Annotated in this window: 13 protein-coding genes; 12 read left to right on the top strand and 1 reads right to left on the bottom strand. The window is 73.2% G+C overall.

Annotated features, from left to right (window positions below):
* Positions 1-7 precede the first annotated feature (7 nt).
* Genes DEI81_RS01415 through DEI81_RS01390 form a run of 6 tightly spaced genes read left to right on the top strand, consistent with a single transcriptional unit; the run spans position 8 to position 7,988 of the window.
* Positions 8-2,413 (top strand): glycosyltransferase, encoded by a 2,406-nt coding sequence (locus DEI81_RS01415; RefSeq protein WP_111008708.1) that lies wholly within the window; start codon positions 8-10, stop codon positions 2,411-2,413.
* An 11-nt stretch (positions 2,414-2,424) separates the two neighbouring features.
* Positions 2,425-3,564: a glycosyltransferase gene (locus tag DEI81_RS01410; RefSeq protein WP_181435287.1), complete on the top strand. Its 1,140-nt coding sequence runs from the start codon at positions 2,425-2,427 to the stop codon at positions 3,562-3,564.
* A complete protein-coding gene (locus DEI81_RS01405; protein ID WP_111008706.1) occupies positions 3,561-4,196 on the top strand; it encodes an acyl carrier protein in 636 nt (211 codons plus the stop codon). Before DEI81_RS01410 ends, DEI81_RS01405 begins: the two co-directional genes overlap by 4 nt.
* A complete protein-coding gene (locus DEI81_RS01400; RefSeq protein WP_220035606.1) occupies positions 4,193-5,377 on the top strand; it encodes an acyl-CoA dehydrogenase family protein in 1,185 nt (394 codons plus the stop codon). The genes DEI81_RS01405 and DEI81_RS01400 overlap by 4 nt, the downstream gene beginning before the upstream one ends.
* A complete protein-coding gene (locus DEI81_RS01395) occupies positions 5,374-6,318 on the top strand; it encodes an amino acid--[acyl-carrier-protein] ligase (RefSeq protein WP_111008705.1) in 945 nt (314 codons plus the stop codon). The genes DEI81_RS01400 and DEI81_RS01395 overlap by 4 nt, the downstream gene beginning before the upstream one ends.
* A complete protein-coding gene (locus DEI81_RS01390; RefSeq protein ID WP_111008704.1) occupies positions 6,318-7,988 on the top strand; it encodes an alpha/beta fold hydrolase in 1,671 nt (556 codons plus the stop codon). The genes DEI81_RS01395 and DEI81_RS01390 overlap by 1 nt, the downstream gene beginning before the upstream one ends.
* Before the next feature lie 76 nt (positions 7,989-8,064).
* Here DEI81_RS01390 and DEI81_RS01385 read toward each other — a convergent pair whose 3' ends face one another.
* Entirely contained in the window at positions 8,065-8,544 is a 480-nt protein-coding gene (locus tag DEI81_RS01385) for a peroxiredoxin (RefSeq protein ID WP_111008703.1), read from the bottom strand.
* Between the two features lie 267 nt (positions 8,545-8,811).
* On the opposite strand from DEI81_RS01385, the gene aceE reads away from it, so the two are divergent.
* The 6 genes from aceE to DEI81_RS01355 all read left to right on the top strand — a co-directional run bounded on the left by aceE (position 8,812) and on the right by DEI81_RS01355 (position 16,595).
* On the top strand, positions 8,812-11,574 hold the full coding sequence (gene aceE / locus DEI81_RS01380) for a pyruvate dehydrogenase (acetyl-transferring), homodimeric type (protein WP_375334749.1): 2,763 nt from the start codon (positions 8,812-8,814) through the stop codon (positions 11,572-11,574).
* Between the two features lie 16 nt (positions 11,575-11,590).
* Complete coding sequence (locus DEI81_RS01375) at positions 11,591-12,808, top strand: CdaR family transcriptional regulator (RefSeq protein ID WP_181434699.1); 1,218 nt, start codon at positions 11,591-11,593, stop codon at positions 12,806-12,808.
* Between the two features lie 117 nt (positions 12,809-12,925).
* Positions 12,926-13,855, top strand: coding sequence for an ACP S-malonyltransferase (locus DEI81_RS01370; protein ID WP_111008701.1), 930 nt, complete (start codon positions 12,926-12,928; stop codon positions 13,853-13,855).
* Positions 13,856-13,896: 41 nt separating this feature from the next.
* Positions 13,897-14,886, top strand: coding sequence for a beta-ketoacyl-ACP synthase III (locus DEI81_RS01365; protein ID WP_111008943.1), 990 nt, complete (start codon positions 13,897-13,899; stop codon positions 14,884-14,886).
* A gap of 101 nt (positions 14,887-14,987) precedes the next feature.
* Complete coding sequence (locus DEI81_RS01360; RefSeq protein WP_111008700.1) at positions 14,988-15,236, top strand: acyl carrier protein; 249 nt, start codon at positions 14,988-14,990, stop codon at positions 15,234-15,236.
* 111 nt (positions 15,237-15,347) lie between these two features.
* Complete coding sequence (locus tag DEI81_RS01355) at positions 15,348-16,595, top strand: beta-ketoacyl synthase (protein WP_111008699.1); 1,248 nt, start codon at positions 15,348-15,350, stop codon at positions 16,593-16,595.
* The last annotated feature ends 23 nt before the right edge of the window (positions 16,596-16,618 follow it).

The following is a 16,618-nucleotide window of genomic DNA, read 5'->3' as shown; positions in this document are numbered from 1 at the left end:
ACGAGTCATGCCCGGACTCATCGTCCACGAGTGGATCGGCCGTTCCGGCGGGTCCGAGAAGGTCCTCGACGCCTTCGCCCGCATGTACCCGGACGCGGACGTGTTCTGCCTCTGGAACGAGGCGCCCGACCGCTTCGCACCCGGACGGGTCACCGAGAGCCTCCTCGCTCGCACCCCGCTCCGCGGTCGCAAGGCCCTGGCGCTCCCCGCGATGCCCGCCGTGTGGCGTCGGCTCCGCGCCGAGGGGTACGACTGGGTGCTGTCGAGCTCGCACGCGTTCTCGCACCAGGTCGTCGCCCACTCGGCCGTGCCCGCCGACCGGCACTTCGCGTACGTGCACACGCCCGCCCGGTACGTCTGGACCCCGGAGTTCGACGGCCGCGGGAACGGGCTCGCGAGCCGGATCGCCGCCGTGCCGCTCCGCCTGACCGATCGGCGCCGCGCTGCGGCCCATCGGAACATCGCGGCGAACAGCGCCTTCGTGCAGGGCCGCATCCGCGACACCTGGGGCAAGGACTCCCGCGTGATCCACCCACCGGTCGAGGTCGCCGACCTCCAGGCCGTGTCCGACTGGCGAGCCCTGCTCGACGACGACGAACGCCGCGTCCTCGACGCCTTACCGGCCGGTTACGTGCTCGGTGCCTCCCGGTTCATCCCCTACAAGCGACTCGACCTCGTGATCGCGGCCGGCGAGGCCGCCGGGCGTCCCGTCGTACTCGCCGGGGGCGGCCCGGAGCAGGCGGCGCTCGAGGCCCACGCCGCGGCGGCCCGTGTGCCCGTCCGGTTCGTGCTCGACCCGTCCGACCGGCTGCTCCGGGCCGTGATGGCGCAGGCGGCCGTGTACGTGTTCCCGGCCGTCGAGGACTTCGGCATCATGCCGGTCGAGGCGATGGCGCTCGGCGTCCCGGTCGTCGTCGGACCGACCGGCGGCGCGACCGAGTCGGTCGTCGACGGCGTCACAGGCGCGGTGGCGTCCGGCCTCGGCGCGCACGAACTCGCGGCCGCCGTCGACCGTGCCGTCACGGTCGACCCCGACGCCTGTCGCCGACGGGCGCGGGACTTCGGCGCCGAGCGGTTCGCCGACGAGGTGCGGGACTGGATGCTCCCGGTCCTCGCCGGTGGCACGGCGGCGGCGCTCGTCGCGGCGGGCTCCGGCGTGCCGATCGCCGCGGCCGCGACGTCCGCCCCGGCCTGGTCGGTGACCCGGCACGGCGTGGCCGCCGTCGCGAGGGACGAGCCGGCCGACATGGCGTCGGCCCCGCTCCGCCCCGGTGCGCGGCGGTCCGAGCACGACCTCGACGACGAGCCCCTCCTCGCGGTGCCGGTCCCCGGCCGCGGGCCGCGTACCGGCCGCCGCGGTCGGCGCTCCCCCGTCGGCGCCCGCATCGTCGTGAACGGCGCCTTCCGCACGCAGCGGGTGACGGGGCAGCAGCGGTACGCGACCGAGATCGCGGATCGGCTGTCGGGCCTCCCGGACGTCCGCGAGACCGCGGCCGGCACCGGTGGGGACCGTCCGATCGCCGCCTGGGCGCGAGCCCAGTCCGCCGGCGTCGGCCGGTCCGCCGACGAGTACCTGCTCACGCTGACGAGCCGCGGTCCCGCGCTCGCGGCCCGGCACGTCGTCGTCGTGCACGACCTGTTCGTCCTCGACCACCCGGAGTGGTTCAGCCGGCGGTACGTCGCGACGCACGCGCCGGTGCTGCGGACCCAGCTCCGCTCGGCCGCCCTCGTGGTCGCGGTGAGCGAGCCCATCGCGGGGCGCGTCCGGGCCCTGCTCGGCCCGGGCACCCCGGTCGTCACGGTGCCGAACGCGCCCGCGGACCCGTTCCGCCCCGGCCTCGCGGTGCCCGAGTCCGCCGGTGCGCGTGAGGCCGCCGGACGGTACGTGCTCGCCGTGGGCAGTGACGACCCGCGCAAGAACACCGCCCGGCTCGTCGCCGCGCACGCCGCGCTCCCGGAGGCCCTGCGGACGACGCACCCCCTCGTGATGGTCGGCGGCGGGAGCGCGATCTACGCGCGCACCGACGCGGACGACCGCGGGGCGCTCCGCCTCGGGTACGTCGACGACGCCGAGCTCGCCCGCCTCTACGCCCACGCCGCGCTGGTGGCGTTCCCGAGCCTCGACGAGGGCTTCGGCCTCCCCGCCGTCGAGGCGTTCGCCGCCGGATCGGACGTCCTCGTCTCGGACGTGCCGGCCCTGCGCTGGGTGTGCGGTGACGACGCCACCTACGTGGACCCGACCTCGACCGACGCGATCCGCGACGGGCTCGCCGCCGCGCTCACCGGGCCGACCGCTGCCGACGAGCGCACCCGCCGAGCCGCGACGATCCGCGACCGGTTCTCGTGGGACCGCAGCGCCACGCTCCTCCACGACGCGGTGACGCGCCTGGTCCGGGCGGGAGGCGCGGCATGAGGATCGCACATGTGTCCAGCTCCCTGCTCAGTCCGCTGGGCGGCGCCGAACAGTACTGCCTCGCACTCGCCGGAGCACAGGTCCGGCGCGGGCACGACGTCACCGTCGTCACCGGATGGGTCGACGACGGCGCCCGCGCCCTCGTGGCCGCGACGGGCGCACGGCTCGTCGTCGTCCCCGGACGCCGTCCCTACTCCCCGGACCGCCAGGGCACCGGCCGCCTCGCCCGGGTCCGGTTCCACGCGGCCGAGCTGCGCGACTCCCTCCGTCCGACGGCCATCACCCGTTTCCTCGAGGACGGCGGGTTCGACGCCGTGCACGTCCACCGGTTCTCCGGGTTCGGGGCCGCACCGTTCCGGCTCGCCGGTCCGCGGGTGGTGCACACCGCGCACGACTTCACGCTCGTCCACACGTCGGCGTCCCTGACGCGCGGCGACGCCCCGATCGACCACGTCGGTCGGGTCCAGGGGCTCCGATCGCGCGTCGTCGCCGCTGCCATCCCGCGCGACGCGACGCTCATCTTCCCCAGCGAGCGCACGCGCGACCGGCACGCGGAACGCGGTTTCCGACTCGACGCCCACCGGAGCACGGTGCTGCCGCACGGTTGGTCGGCGCCCCGGGACGCCCCGCCGCGGAGCGAGTCCGACGTGCTCCGCGTCCTGTTCCTCGGCAAGCTCGCCGAGCACAAGGGGATCCCGCTGCTGCTCGAGGCGTGGGGCGCCGGTGTCCCGGGCGCCACGCTCACCGTCGGCGGTGACGGCCCCCTGCGCGACGCCGTGTCGGCGGCCGACGCGGTGGTCGCTGCCGGTTGGCTCGACGAGGCCGGGCGGGCCCGCGCCCTCGCCGAGACCGACCTGCTCGTGATGCCGAGCCGGTGGGCCGAGAACTTCCCGATCGTCGTGGCCGAGGCCCTGCTCGCCGGGGTGCCCGTCCTCACCACGACCACGGCGTCACCCCCGCTCGTCGCGGACGGCGACAGCGGCCTCGTCGTGCCGCCCACCGCCGCCGCGCTCCGGGGCGCGATCGAACGACTCGTCGACGACCGCGCGCTCCGCGCCGCACTCCGCGCGGGAGCGACCCGTCGCGCCGAGGAACTCGACATGGACCGGCACGTCGACCGGGTCCTCGAGCACTACGGAGCGTCCGCATGAGCCCCCGCATCCGGGTCGGCACGGACATGATCGCCGTGCAGACGGTCGCCGCGAGCATCGACCGGTTCGGCGACCGCTACCTCGACCGCATCCTGTCGCCCAGGGAGCGGCTCCAGTGCCACGACGAGCCGCACCGCGTCGCCGCGCGCTTCGCCGGCAAGGAGGCCGTGGTCAAGCTGCTCCGCCCGGCTCCCGACGAGCCGGTGCTGCCGCACGACGTCGAGATCCTCAGCCTGCCGAGCGGCGCACCCGTCGTCCGGCTCCACCACGCCGCCCGTGACCGATCGGTCCGCGAACGGCTCCAGTCCGTGAGCGTCTCGCTCACCCACGAGGGCGGATTCGCCGCCGCGACCGCCGTCTCCGTCATCCGGGGGAAGGAACACCAGCCAATGTCCACGATCATCCGCGAGGTCCTCGAGCGCCACGGCCACCTCTCCGTCCCCGTCGCCCAGGTCCTCGACACCGACGACCTGTACCAGGTCGGCCTGACGTCACACGCGACCATCACGGTCATGCTCGCCGTCGAGGAGGAGTGCGACATCGAGTTCCCCGACGAGGCGCTCACCCGCAGCACGTTCGCCACGATCGCGTCGATCGAGGCGGTCGTCCGCGCTCAGGCGGTGGCAGCGTGACGGTCCTCCCCGACGTCCGCGCCACGGACGTCGTCTCCCTGCACGACCGCGCGGTCGAGGCCGCGGGCGTCGCCGCCGAGTGGGCGGACCGGATCGACGCCGAAGGACGGTTCCCGAGCGAGTCCGTGGCGGCGCTGCGCCGACTCGGACTGCTCGCCGCGGTCCTCCCGGTCGATCTGGGCGGCGAGGGTGCCACGCTCACGGAACTCGCCGACGTCGCGACCGTCCTCGGCGGCGCCTGCGCCTCCACGGCCATGGTGTTCGCGATGCACGTCGGGCAGGTCGCCACGCTCGTCCGCCACGGCGGCACGAGCGTCGCCGCCGCCCGGCTCCTCGCCCGGGTCCGCGACGAGGGCGCCCTCATCGCCTCGGCCACGACCGAGATCACGACCGGCGGCGACACCGGATCGAGCGGCTGCTCGGTCGAGGCCACCACCTGCGGCGTGCGTCTCGCCAAGGAGACCCCGGTCATCTCCTACGGTCTCCATGCCAGCGCGGTGCTCGCCACCGCGCGCCGGACCCCGGACAGCCCGCCGTCCGACCAGGTGCTCGTGGTCTGCCCGGCCGAGCGCACCGAACTCGTGCGTCGGAGCGGCTGGGACACCCTCGGCCTCCGCGGCACAGCGAGCGAGGGGTTCTCGCTGACCGCCGACGTCGACCCGGACCACGTGCTCGCCCAGCCCTTCGCCGAGATGTCGGCGCAGACCATGACGCCGGTGTCGCACGTGCTCTGGGCCGCGGCCTGGCTCGGCATGGCCCGGAGCGCCACCGAGACCGCCCGCGCGTCGGTCCGTCGCGCCGCCCGCAAGGCCCTCGGCACCACCCCGCCCGCAGCACTCCGCCTCGCCGAGGTCGAGCTGCGCGTGCAGTCCCTGGCCGACACGGTCGAGGCGTCCGCGCGACGGTGGGAGGCGGCGGCGAACGAGCCCGCCGTGCTCGAGTCCGTGGCGACGGCCCGCTGGGTCAACGGCCTCAAGGTCACGGCGAGCGAAGCCGTGCTCGACATCGTCTCCCGCGCGCTCGTGATCACGGGCATCGCGGGGTACCGGCTCGGAGACCCGTCGAGCCTGGGCCGGATCGTGCGCGACGCGCACGGCACCGCCCTCATGGTCGGCAACGACCGCATCCTGCACCACAACGCCAAGATCGCAACCATCAGCAACGGAAGGTCGAACCCGTGACCGACACGACAACAGCACCGCAGACCACCGACCTCGACGCCGCCCGCCTCGCGTTCCGCGACGAGCTCGTCGACGCCGGCCTCCTCGTCCCCGCCGGGGAGCCCGGCCTCTTCGGCCGCAACGGCACGTTCGACGACGTCGTCGACGCCGTCGACCGGTACATCACGCTCGGGTTCGCCGAGCTCGCCCCGGAGCGGATCCGCTTCGCCCCGGTCATCGCCCGGTCCGCCTTCGAGCGCACCGACTACGTGGCCTCGTTCCCGCAGCTCACGGGTGCCATCCACACGTTCACGGGCTCCGACCGCGACCACGCCGCGCTCCTCGCCGCGCGTGCCGCGGGCGAGGACTGGGACCGGTTCCTGCACCCCGGCGAGACCATGCTCGTGTCCGCCGTGTGCCACCCGCTCTACGACCACCTGGCGGGCCAGCAGGTCGACGGTCGCGTGTTCGACGTCGTCGGGTACACGTTCCGCCACGAGCCCTCCGACGACCCGATGCGGCTCCAGTCGTTCCGCATGCACGAGTTCGTCTACGTGGGCGGCGAGGACGACGCCAGGACCTTCCGCAACACGTGGAGCGAGCGCCAGGCCGCGATGCTCGCCGCCCTCGGGCTCGACGTCACCCGCGTCCCCGCGAACGACCCCTTCTTCGGCCGCGCCGGCAAGTTCCTCGCCGCGAACCAGCTCACCGACGAGCTGAAGATCGAGGTCACCGTCCCGATCTACCCCGGGCTCTCCGACGGCACCGCGATCGCCAGTGCGAACAGTGCGGGTGACCACTTCGGCGCACCCTTCGGGATCACGACCGCGGACGGCAGCGTCGCCCACACGTCGTGCATCGCGTTCGGCATGGAGCGGATCACGCTCGCCCTCTTCCGCACGTTCGGGACCTCGCTCGCGGACTGGCCGGTCTCGACGCTCGACCAGCTGTCGCTGCGCTGATGCCGGCGCTCGACACGTGGCTCGGCGGTGGGGCCGTGCTCGCGACCGTCGAACGCCCCACCCGGCCCGGTTCCACCGGGGTCGTCGTCTGCCCACCCTTCGGGCACGAGCACGTCCTCGCCTACCGGACCGAACGCCTCCTCGCCGCGCGACTCGCGGACCACGGCATCGCCTCCGTGCGCTACGACCACCCCGGCAGCGGGGACTCCGTCGTCGCCGCGACCGCGACGTCCCATCGTGACGGCGCACGGCTCGCGGCGGAGGCGCTGCGCACCGCCGGCTGCACCCGAATCGTGTACGTCGGCCTCGCGTCCGGGGCCCTCGTCGCGGCCGCGGCAGCCGACGACGACCCGGACGCCGCGGGACTCGTGCTCTGGGACCCGCCGCGGTCCGGACGCTCCTGGCTCCGGGCGGCACGGGCACTCGCCGCGGTCTCGGTGGCGGGGATCGACACCAGACCCGGATCGGCGGTCACCACCGCCCACGACGGCACGGTCACCGTGGTGGGTGCTGACATCCCCGCCGACCAGGCAGCGGCGATCGGGGCCCTCGGGTACCCGACCGGACCGGCCGACCGCATGCCCGTGCTCGTGGCGGTGCGGAACGACGGGGACCGCCGTGTCCCGGCCGGGTACGACCGGGACGGGATCGACATCGTGCGGGTCGACGGGCACGAGGCGCTCCTCGGCGTGTCGAGCCTCTCCGCGCGCATCCCCGCCGCGAGCGTCGACGCCGTCGGCGAGTGGGTGACCCGCCGTGTGCCGCCCGAGCCCGTCCCGGCGCCGATGGAGCTCGTCCCGACCGAGCGGGCGGTCGTCGACCAGGACGTCGAGGAACACCTCGTCCGCATCGGACCGGACCACCTCTTCGCCGTCGACACCAGGCCGCGGCACGGCGACGACGACGCCCCGACCGTGGTGCTGCTCAACGGTTCGTCCGAACACCGCATCGGCGTCACGCGCCTGCAGGTCGACCTCGCTCGACGACTCGCCGCGGCGGGCATCCGGTCCGTCCGTGTCGACCGTCGGGGCACGGGCGAGACCGGACCCGTCGTCGCCGACGAGCCGAGCCTGCTCTTCACCCAGGAGTGGATCGACGACGTCAGCCACGTCCTCGACCACCTCGCGCTCCCGGCCGACCGGGTCGGGATCGTCGGACTCTCGGTCGGCGGGTGGTTGGGCCTCCGGGTCGCCGCGGGTCGTGCCGGGTTCGTGGTCGGCCTCAGCCAGGCGGACTACCGGTCCCGCCCCGCAGCACCGGGTGCCGTCGCGGCCGCGGACGCGGAGGCACGGCCCCACGTCCGCACACGCCGTGACGCGCTCGTCGCCGCCGTCAAGCGGCACCTGCCGTACCGCGTGGCGTTGGCGCTGGCCCGGCGTGGACACGTGCAGTTCGTCGAACCCGTCATCCGCGCGCCGCTCGCGGCCGGCACCGACGTGACCCTCGTGCTCGGTCCGGGCGACGGCGCCGTCTTCCGGGCACGAGGCGGCGCCACGGCAGCCCACCGGCTCGCGCACCTGCCCGGGACGCTCCGGGTCGTGGAGCTCCCGGAGGCCGACCATGCGATGTTCGGTGCCGCGACGCGCGAGGCGGCCACGGAGGCCGTGCTCGCCACCGCCGTCGCGGCCTTCGTCCAGGACCCGTCCGTCCGGCAGGCCGTGGGCGTCTGACGACCGAGGGGCCGTGCCGGGTCCGCACGGCCCCTCGGCGCACCGCCCCTCGGCGCACGGCCCCTCGCCGCAGGGCTCAGGCGGCGGCGGGTGCGGGCGTCAGACGATCGAGCGCGGCTCGGTACTCGCTGACGTCGCGGGCGAGCCCCGGCTCGGTGATGATCGAGGCGCGGATCCGACCGTCGGTGTCGATGACGAACGTCGCGCGGTTCGCGAAGCCCTTCTTCTCGAGGAAGACCCCGTACTCCTTGCTGACCGCACCGTGCGGCCAGAAGTCCGCGAGCAGCGTGAAGTCGTACCCGTTCGAGTCGGCGAACGAGCGGAGCGTGGCCTTCGAGTCGACGCTGATGCCGATGAGCTCGACGCGGTGGTCGGCGAACATCGCGATGTTGTCGCGGAGCGCGCAGAGCTCGCTCGTGCAGGTCGAGGAGAACGCGAGCGGGAAGAACACGAGCGCCACCGGACGCACACCGCGGAAGTCGCTGAGGCGGACGTGCTCGCCGCGCTGGTCCGGCAGTTCGAAGTCGGGAGCGAGGGAACCGATCTCGAGTGCCATCTGGCGTGCTTCTCTCTGGGTCTGCCCCGGTCGCGGGACGGCATGGGTCCCGGCTGCATCAGGCGCACACCCGGGCGGGCGCGCGCACGACGTGAGATCCTACGCCGACGGCACGCGAACGCAAGCGCGGTGCCCGATGCCGCGTGCGCTGGCATCGAGCCGCGCGAGCGCGTCGGACGCGGGAACTAGAGTGGTCTCGCCCATCCACGCGTCGTGACCCGGCGACGGATGCATCGACATGTCCACCACGAACGAACGAGGTCAACGGTGACGGTGAACGACCAGGACCCCCAGCGTCAGCCATGGATCGCGGGTGCCGACACCCAGGACCAGGACCCGGAGGAGACCGCCGAGTGGCGTGAGTCCCTCGACGGCCTGGTCGCAGCGAACGGCCACGGCCGGGGGCGCGAGGTCATGCTCAGCCTGCTGCAACGCTCGCGCGAGCTCCACCTGGGCGTGCCGATGGTCCCGACCACCGACTACGTCAACACCATCGCGCCCGAGAACGAGCCGGAGTTCCCGGGCGACGAGGACCTCGAGCGCCGCTACCGCCGCTGGATCCGCTGGAACGCCGCCATCACGGTGCACCGCGCCCAGCGCCCCGGTGTCGCGGTCGGCGGCCACATCTCGACCTACGCGTCGAGCGCCGCCCTGTACGAGGTCGGCTACAACCACTTCTTCCGCGCGCAGGACCACCCGTCCGGCGGCGACCAGGTCTTCTTCCAGGGCCACGCCTCCCCCGGCATGTACGCCCGGGCGTACCTGGAGGGCCGTCTCAGCGAGGACCAGCTCGACGGCTTCCGGCAGGAGCACTCGCACCAGGGCGGCGGACTGTCGTCGTACCCGCACCCGCGTCTCATGCCCTCGTTCTGGCAGTTCCCGACGGTCTCGATGGGCATCGGGCCGATCAACGCGATCTACCAGGCGCAGCAGGCCAAGTACCTGACGAACCGCGGCATCAAGGACGCCTCGGAGCAGCAGGTGTGGGCGTTCCTCGGCGACGGCGAGATGGACGAGGTCGAGTCCCGGGGCCAGCTGCAGGTCGCGGCGAACGACGGCCTCGACAACCTGAACTTCGTCATCAACTGCAACCTCCAGCGCCTCGACGGCCCGGTGCGCGGCAACGGCAAGATCATCCAGGAGCTCGAGGCGTTCTTCCGCGGTGCGGGCTGGAACGTCATCAAGGTCGTCTGGGGTCGCGAGTGGGACGACCTCCTCGCCCGCGACACCGAGGGCGCGCTCCTCAACCTGATGAACCGCACCCCCGACGGTGACTACCAGACGTACAAGGCCGAGAACGGCGCGTACGTCCGCGAGAACTTCTTCGGACGCGACCCGAAGGCGCTCGCACTCGTCGAGGACTACACGGACGACCAGATCTGGAACCTCAAGCGCGGCGGCCACGACTACCGCAAGGTGTACGCGGCGTTCAAGGCGGCCTCCGAGCACAAGGGCCAGCCGACGGTCATCCTGGCCAAGACGGTCAAGGGCTACGGACTCGGCCCGAGCTTCGAGGGCCGCAACGCGACCCACCAGATGAAGAAGCTGACGCTCGACAACCTCAAGCAGTTCCGCGACGAGATGCGGATCCCCGTGTCGGACGCGCAGCTCGACGAGAACCCCTACCTGCCGCCGTACTACCACCCCGGACACGACGACGAGGCCGTGCAGTACATGCACGAGCGTCGGCGTGCCCTCGGCGGGTACGTCCCGGAGCGCCGGACCAAGTACACGCAGGTGACGCTGCCGGACGACGGCCGCTACGCCATCGCCAAGAAGGGCTCGGGCAAGCAAGAGGTCGCGACGACCATGGCGTTCGCCCGCCTGCTCAAGGACCTGCTCCGCTCGCCCGACTTCGGCGACCGCGTCGTGCCGATCATCCCGGACGAGGCCCGCACGTTCGGCATGGACGCGTACTTCCCGACCGCGAAGATCTACAACCCGAACGGCCAGCACTACACCTCGGTCGACCGCGAGCTCCTCCTCGCCTACAAGGAGAGCCCGCAGGGACAGATCATCCACGTCGGGATCAACGAAGCGGGAGCCCTCGCGGCCTTCACCGCGGTCGGCACGTCCTACTCGACGCAGGGTGAGCCGCTCATCCCGGTCTACGTCTTCTACTCGATGTTCGGGTTCCAGCGCACCGGCGACGCCCTGTGGGCCGCTGGCGACCAGATGGCGCGCGGGTTCCTCATCGGCGCCACCGCGGGCCGCACGACGCTGACGGGTGAGGGTCTGCAGCACGCCGACGGCCACTCGCTGCTCCTGGCGTCGACGAACCCGGCCGTGGTCGCGTACGACCCCGCGTACGGGTACGAGATCGCACACATCGTGCAGTCCGGACTCGACCGCATGTACGGCAGGAACGAGGACGGCTCGCCGAAGCACGCCGACCCGAACGTCATGTACTACCTCACGGTGTACAACGAGCCGCTCGTCCAGCCGGCGGAGCCGGAGCACGTCGACGTCGACGGCATCGTGCGCGGCATGTACCTGCTCAAGGCCGCCGAGCACGACGGCCCGAAGGCGCAGCTGCTCGCGTCCGGTGTCGCCGTGCCGTGGATCCTCGAGGCCCAGCAGCTGCTGGTCCAGGACTGGGGCGTCTCCGCCGACGTCTGGAGCGTCACGAGCTGGAACGAGCTCCGTCGTGACGGCCTCGCCGCCGCATCGGACGCCTTCCTCCACCCCGAGGAGCAGCCGCGCACGCCCTTCGTCACCGAGAAGCTCCAGGGCACGCACGGCCCCGTCGTCGCCGTGAGCGACTGGTCGCACGCGGTTCCCGACCAGATCCGCGAGTTCGTCCCGAGCGACTACGCGACGCTCGGAGCCGACGGCTTCGGGTTCTCGGACACCCGTGCCGCCGCGCGTCGGGTCTTCCTGATCGACGGCCCGTCGGTGGTCGTGCGGACCCTGCAGCAGCTCGTGCGTCGCGGTGAGATGGATCCGTCGGTGGTCCGTCAGGCGATCGACAAGTACCGCCTGTGGGACGTCACGGCCGGCACGACCGGCAGCGCAGGCGGCGAGAGCTGACCCGCCCGTGAGCGCACTGCGCGCCGATGCCCTGGGCCGGGCGGGCGACCGGGGACGGACGCTCGCCTGGCTCCGCCAGGTGTCGGGCGAACTCGCGAGCGCGACGATCAAGCGTCTCGAGGACACGCTCCCCTGGTACGGCGAGATGCCGCCCGGCCGCCGGTCGGCCGTCGGCCTGGTCGCACAGGCGGGCATCACGTCGTTCATCGCCTGGTTCGAGGACCCCGCGGCCACTCCGTGGATCGCGGCCGACGTCTTCGGCGCGGCACCGCGCGAACTGCTCCGGTCGGTGAGTCTGCAGCAGACGCTCCAACTCATCCGCGTCGTGGTCGAGGTCGTCGAGGACCGCGTGAAGGACGGCGACGACGGCCTGCAGGAGGCCATCCTCCTGTACTCGCGCGAGATCGCGTTCGCCGCGGCGGACGTCTACGCCCGGGCCGCGGAGGCCCGCGGGCTGTGGGACGCCCGACTCGAGGCCCTCGTCGTCGACTCGATCCTGTCGGGCGAGTACGACGACGAGCTGCCGAGCCGGATCGCCGCGCTCGGCTGGCACGGGCACGGCGAGGTCGCGGTGCTCGTCGGCACCGCGCCGCCGCAGCTCGAGGTGGACACGATCCGTCGGACCGCCCGGCACCTCGACGCCGACGTCCTGATCGGTGTGCAGGGGGCGCGCCTCGTCGTCGTGATCGGCCGGGCCACGCCCCGGGACGACACACCCGAGGGCGAGGACCCGACCTCGTTCACGACCATCGCCGAGGCCCTCGCACCGTCCTTCGGCGACGGACACCTGGTCCTCGGCAACGAGGTCCCGGGTGTCGTCGACGCCTCGACGAGCGCCAAGGCCGCCCTCGCCGGCTTCGCGGTGGCCCGGGCGTGGCGGGGCGCGCCCCGACCCGTGCTGGCCGACGACCTGCTGCCCGAACGTGCCCTCGCGGGCGATCCCCTGGCGCGGACGGCGCTCGTCCAGCGGATCTACACGCCGCTCAAGGACCAGTCCGGTGAACTCCTGCAGACCCTCTGGTGCTACCTCGACACGGGACGCAGCCTCGAGGCAACGGCGCGGGAGCTGTTCGTCCACCCGAACACGGTCCGCTACCGGCTCCGCCGGGTGGCCGACGTCATCGGATGGGACGCCACCCACGCCCGCGACGCGCTCATCGTGCAGTCGGCGCTCATCATCGGGGCGATGTCGGAGTCCACGGGCCAGCGACGACGCCGACCGCCACGGCGCTGACCGACACCGTCCCGGCCGCCAGGGCGAGTCCCTTCGTTCGGGTCCCACAATGTCGGACCCGATTTCTGTGACGGTCCGCACACATGCCTGCCCCTGCACGCCGGGGAGGATTGTCCGGTGATCGTCGTCGTCGCCCCCGGACAGGGCTCGCAGACCCCCGGATTCCTCGCCCCGTGGCTGGAGGACCCGGCCGTCCGTGACCGGGTCGCCGCGTGGTCGGACGCGATCGGCGTCGACCTCGTCGCGCACGGAACGACGAGCGACGCCGACACCATCCGCGACACCGCGCTCGCGCAGCCCCTCATCGTCGCCGCGGGACTCGTGACCGCGGACGCGCTGCTCGCCGACGGGCGCCGGAGCCTCGTCGGCGGCGTCGCCGGGCACTCCGTCGGCGAGTTCACCGCCGCCGCGATCGCGGGTGTGCTCGCCCCCTCGGACGCCGTCGCGCTCGTCGCCGAACGCGGACGCGCCATGGCCGACGCCGCCACCCGCACGCCGACCGGCATGAGCGCCGTGCTGGGCGGCGACCAGGAGGCCCTCCCCGCCGCGATCGAGGCGGCCGGGCTCAGCGCCGCCAACCACAACGGCGGCGGTCAGACCGTCGTCGCCGGTCGCGTGGAGGCGCTGGCCGCGTTCGCCGCGGAGCCGCCCGCCAAGGCCCGGGTCGTCCCCCTCAGCGTCGCCGGTGCGTTCCACACGGACTTCATGGCCCCCGCGGTCGACCGCGTGGCCCCGCTCGCCGCAGCGGCCTCGGTGGCCGACCCGACCCTCCCGATCTGGACCAACGCGGACGGCTCCCGTGTCGACGACGGCCGCCGCTTCGTGGACCTCATGGTGCGGCAGATCGCGAACCCGGTGCACTGGGACGCCGTCATGGACTCGTTCGTCGCCGCCGGGGTCACCGGCATCGTCGAACTCGCGCCGGCCGGTGCGCTCGTCGGGCTCGCCAAGCGGGCCATGCGCGGCACGCCGACCGTGGCGGTGAAGTCGCCCGAGGACCTCCCCGCCGCGATCGACCTGCTCGAGTCGGCGGGAGCGGCCGCGTGAGCGCGGACGAGGGCGTCCTCGACCCGGCGCCGTCGCGCCCGATGCTCGCCCAGCGGACCGGTCACGCCTTCACCCGCATCCTCGGCATCGGGGCGGCCCGGGGCGAGCACGCGGTCCCGAACGACGACCTCGTCGGGCCGATCGACTCGTCGGACGAGTGGATCCGCCAGCGCACCGGCATCGTCACCCGTGCGCGGGCCGGTGACGACGTCCAGGCCGTGGACCTCGCCGAGGCGGCGTCCCGCGAGGCGATCGCGGCCGCCGGGATCACGGCGGACCAGATCGGCGTCGTGCTCGTCTCCACCGTCACGAACACCGTCGCGACGCCGTCGATGGCGTCGCTCCTCGCCGAGCGCATCGGCGCCGCGCCCGCCGCCGCGTACGACATCAGCGCCGCGTGCGCCGGCTACGCGTACGGCATCGCCCAGGCCGACTCCTTCGTCAAGACGGGCGTCGCCGACCACGTGCTCGTCGTCGGGGCCGAGAAGCTGAGCGAGATCGTCGACCCGACGGACCGCTCGATCTCGTTCCTGCTCGGCGACGGCGCCGGCGCGGCCGTGGTCGGGCCGAGCGACACCCCGGGCATCGCGCCGACGGTCTGGGGATCCGACGGCTCCAAGTGGGACGCCATCCGCATGACGAGCACGTTCTCCGAGTGGCGCGCGGGTGGCGAGCAACCCACCATCCGCCAGGAGGGCCAGACGGTCTTCCGCTGGGCGGTGTGGGAGATGGTCAAGGTCGCCAAGCGCGCGCTCGAGGTCGCCGGCGTGGAGGCCTCGGACCTCGCCGCGTTCGTACCGCACCAGGCGAACATGCGGATCATCGACGAGTTCGCCAAGCAGCTCGGGCTCCCGGAGCGCGTGGTGATCGGCCGCGACATCACGACGACCGGCAACACGTCGGCCGCGAGCATCCCCCTCGCGACCCACCGCCTGCTCGAGGAACACCCGGACCTCCACGGCGGCCTCGCCCTGCAGATCGGCTTCGGCGCCGGACTCGTGTTCGGCGCGCAGGTCGTCGTGCTCCCCTGACCGTTCCACCCGGCGTGCCGCCTGCGGCGCTCCCGAACCCCCAGACCCGGCGTGCCCTAGGCTTGTCCACGGTCATCGACACCCCCTCAAGGAGAAGAACAATGGCAGCGTCCACCGAAGAAGTCCTGGCCGGCCTGGCCGAGCTCATCAACGACGAGACCGGCATCGCGACCGACACCGTGCAGATGGACAAGTCGTTCACCGACGACCTCGACATCGACTCGATCTCGATGATGACGATCGTCGTCAACGCCGAGGAGAAGTTCGACGTGAAGATCCCGGACGAAGAGGTCAAGAACCTCAAGACCGTCGGTGACGCCGTGAACTACATCGTCAAGGCGCAGGGCTGACACCCGCCTGACCCGTCGTGGTCCGGATCCCCTCGGGTCCGGGCCACGACGTGTCCTGGCGCCCGTCGCGCCGCCCGTCGCACCGTCCGTCCTGCAGAAAGACCGTCGTCCATGACCACCAAGCACACCGTCGTCGTCACGGGGATCGGCGCCATCTCGCCGCTCGCCGCGACCGCCCCCGCCACGTGGGATGCCCTGCTCGCGGGCGAGTCGGGGATCACCGCCATCGAGGAGGACTGGGTCGAGCGCTACGACCTGCCCGTCCACTTCGCCGGGCAGGCCCGCCGCTTCATCGGCGACCAGCTGACCCGCCAAGAGGTCAAGCGCCTCGACCCGGGTTCGCAGCTCGCGCTCATCGCCGCGCGCGAGGCCTGGTCGGACGCCGGCATCGACGACGGAGCCGTCGTCCCCGAGCGCCTCATCGTCGACTGGGCGACGGGGATCGGCGGCGTCAACACGCTGCTGGACGCGTGGGACACCCTGCGCGAGCGCGGTCCCCGGCGGATGCTCCCCATGACCGTGCCGATGCTCATGGCGAACGGTCCGGCCGCCGCGATCGAGATGGCGTTCGGCGCCCGCGGCGGTGCCCGCACCTACATCTCGGCCTGCGCGTCGAGCACCGAGTCCCTGGTCGAGGCCTACCGCCACGTCGCGACCGGTGACGCCGACATCGTCATCGCCGGCGGGTCCGAGGCGGCGCTGCACCCGATGCCCCTCGGGGCGTTCGCGGCCATGCAGGCGCTGTCCCGCCGCAACGACGACCCGGCCACGGCCTCCCGGCCCTACGACGTCACGCGCGACGGCTTCGTGCTCGGGGACGGCGCAGCGGCGCTCATCCTCGAGACCAAGGAGCACGCCGAGGCCCGAGGCGCCCGGATCTACGCCGAGGTCGCCGGTGGTGGCATCACCTCCGACGCCTTCCACATCACCGCCCCCGACCCCGAGGGCAGCGCGGCCGCCCGGGCGGTCATCCAGGCGCTCGAGCACGCCGGTGCCGCGCGAGAGGACGTCGTCCACGTGAACGCGCACGCCACGAGCACCCCGGTCGGCGACGTCGCCGAGTACCACGCGATGCGTCGCGTGTTCGGGGAGCACCTCGACGGCATCGCCGTGTCCGCCACGAAGGCGTCGACCGGGCACCTGCTCGGCGGTGCGGGTGCGATCGAGGCGATGTTCACGGTCCTCGCGCTCGCGAACCGCGTCGCACCGCCCACCATCAACCTGACGGAGCAGGACCCGGAGATCGTCATGGACGTCGTCCGCGAGCCACGCACGCTCGGCGACGGCGACCTGCTCGCGATCAGCAACTCGTTCGGGTTCGGCGGCCACAACGCGGTCGTCGCGTTCCGGACCGTCTGACCGCGCGCCCGGGCGACACGACG

Source organism: Curtobacterium sp. MCBD17_013, from assembly GCF_003234565.1.
In the GTDB taxonomy this organism is placed as follows: domain Bacteria; phylum Actinomycetota; class Actinomycetes; order Actinomycetales; family Microbacteriaceae; genus Curtobacterium.
Note: the sequence above shows the minus strand (reverse complement) of the source record. Positions and strands in the feature narration are given on the sequence as shown.

What these genes read in the sequence shown, in the direction of transcription:
- DEI81_RS01415 (WP_111008708.1), top strand. Translation starts at nt 8, where the DNA reads ATGCCCGGACTCATCGTCCACGAGTGGATCGGCCGTTCCGGCGGGTCC.
- DEI81_RS01405 (WP_111008706.1), top strand. Translation starts at nt 3,561, where the DNA reads ATGAGCCCCCGCATCCGGGTCGGCACGGACATGATCGCCGTGCAGACG.
- DEI81_RS01390 (WP_111008704.1), top strand. Translation starts at nt 6,318, where the DNA reads ATGCCGGCGCTCGACACGTGGCTCGGCGGTGGGGCCGTGCTCGCGACC.
- DEI81_RS01385 (WP_111008703.1), bottom strand. Translation starts at nt 8,544, where the DNA reads ATGGCACTCGAGATCGGTTCCCTCGCTCCCGACTTCGAACTGCCGGAC.
- DEI81_RS01365 (WP_111008943.1), top strand. Translation starts at nt 13,897, where the DNA reads ATGCTCGCCCAGCGGACCGGTCACGCCTTCACCCGCATCCTCGGCATC.
- DEI81_RS01360 (WP_111008700.1), top strand. Translation starts at nt 14,988, where the DNA reads ATGGCAGCGTCCACCGAAGAAGTCCTGGCCGGCCTGGCCGAGCTCATC.
- DEI81_RS01355 (WP_111008699.1), top strand. Translation starts at nt 15,348, where the DNA reads ATGACCACCAAGCACACCGTCGTCGTCACGGGGATCGGCGCCATCTCG.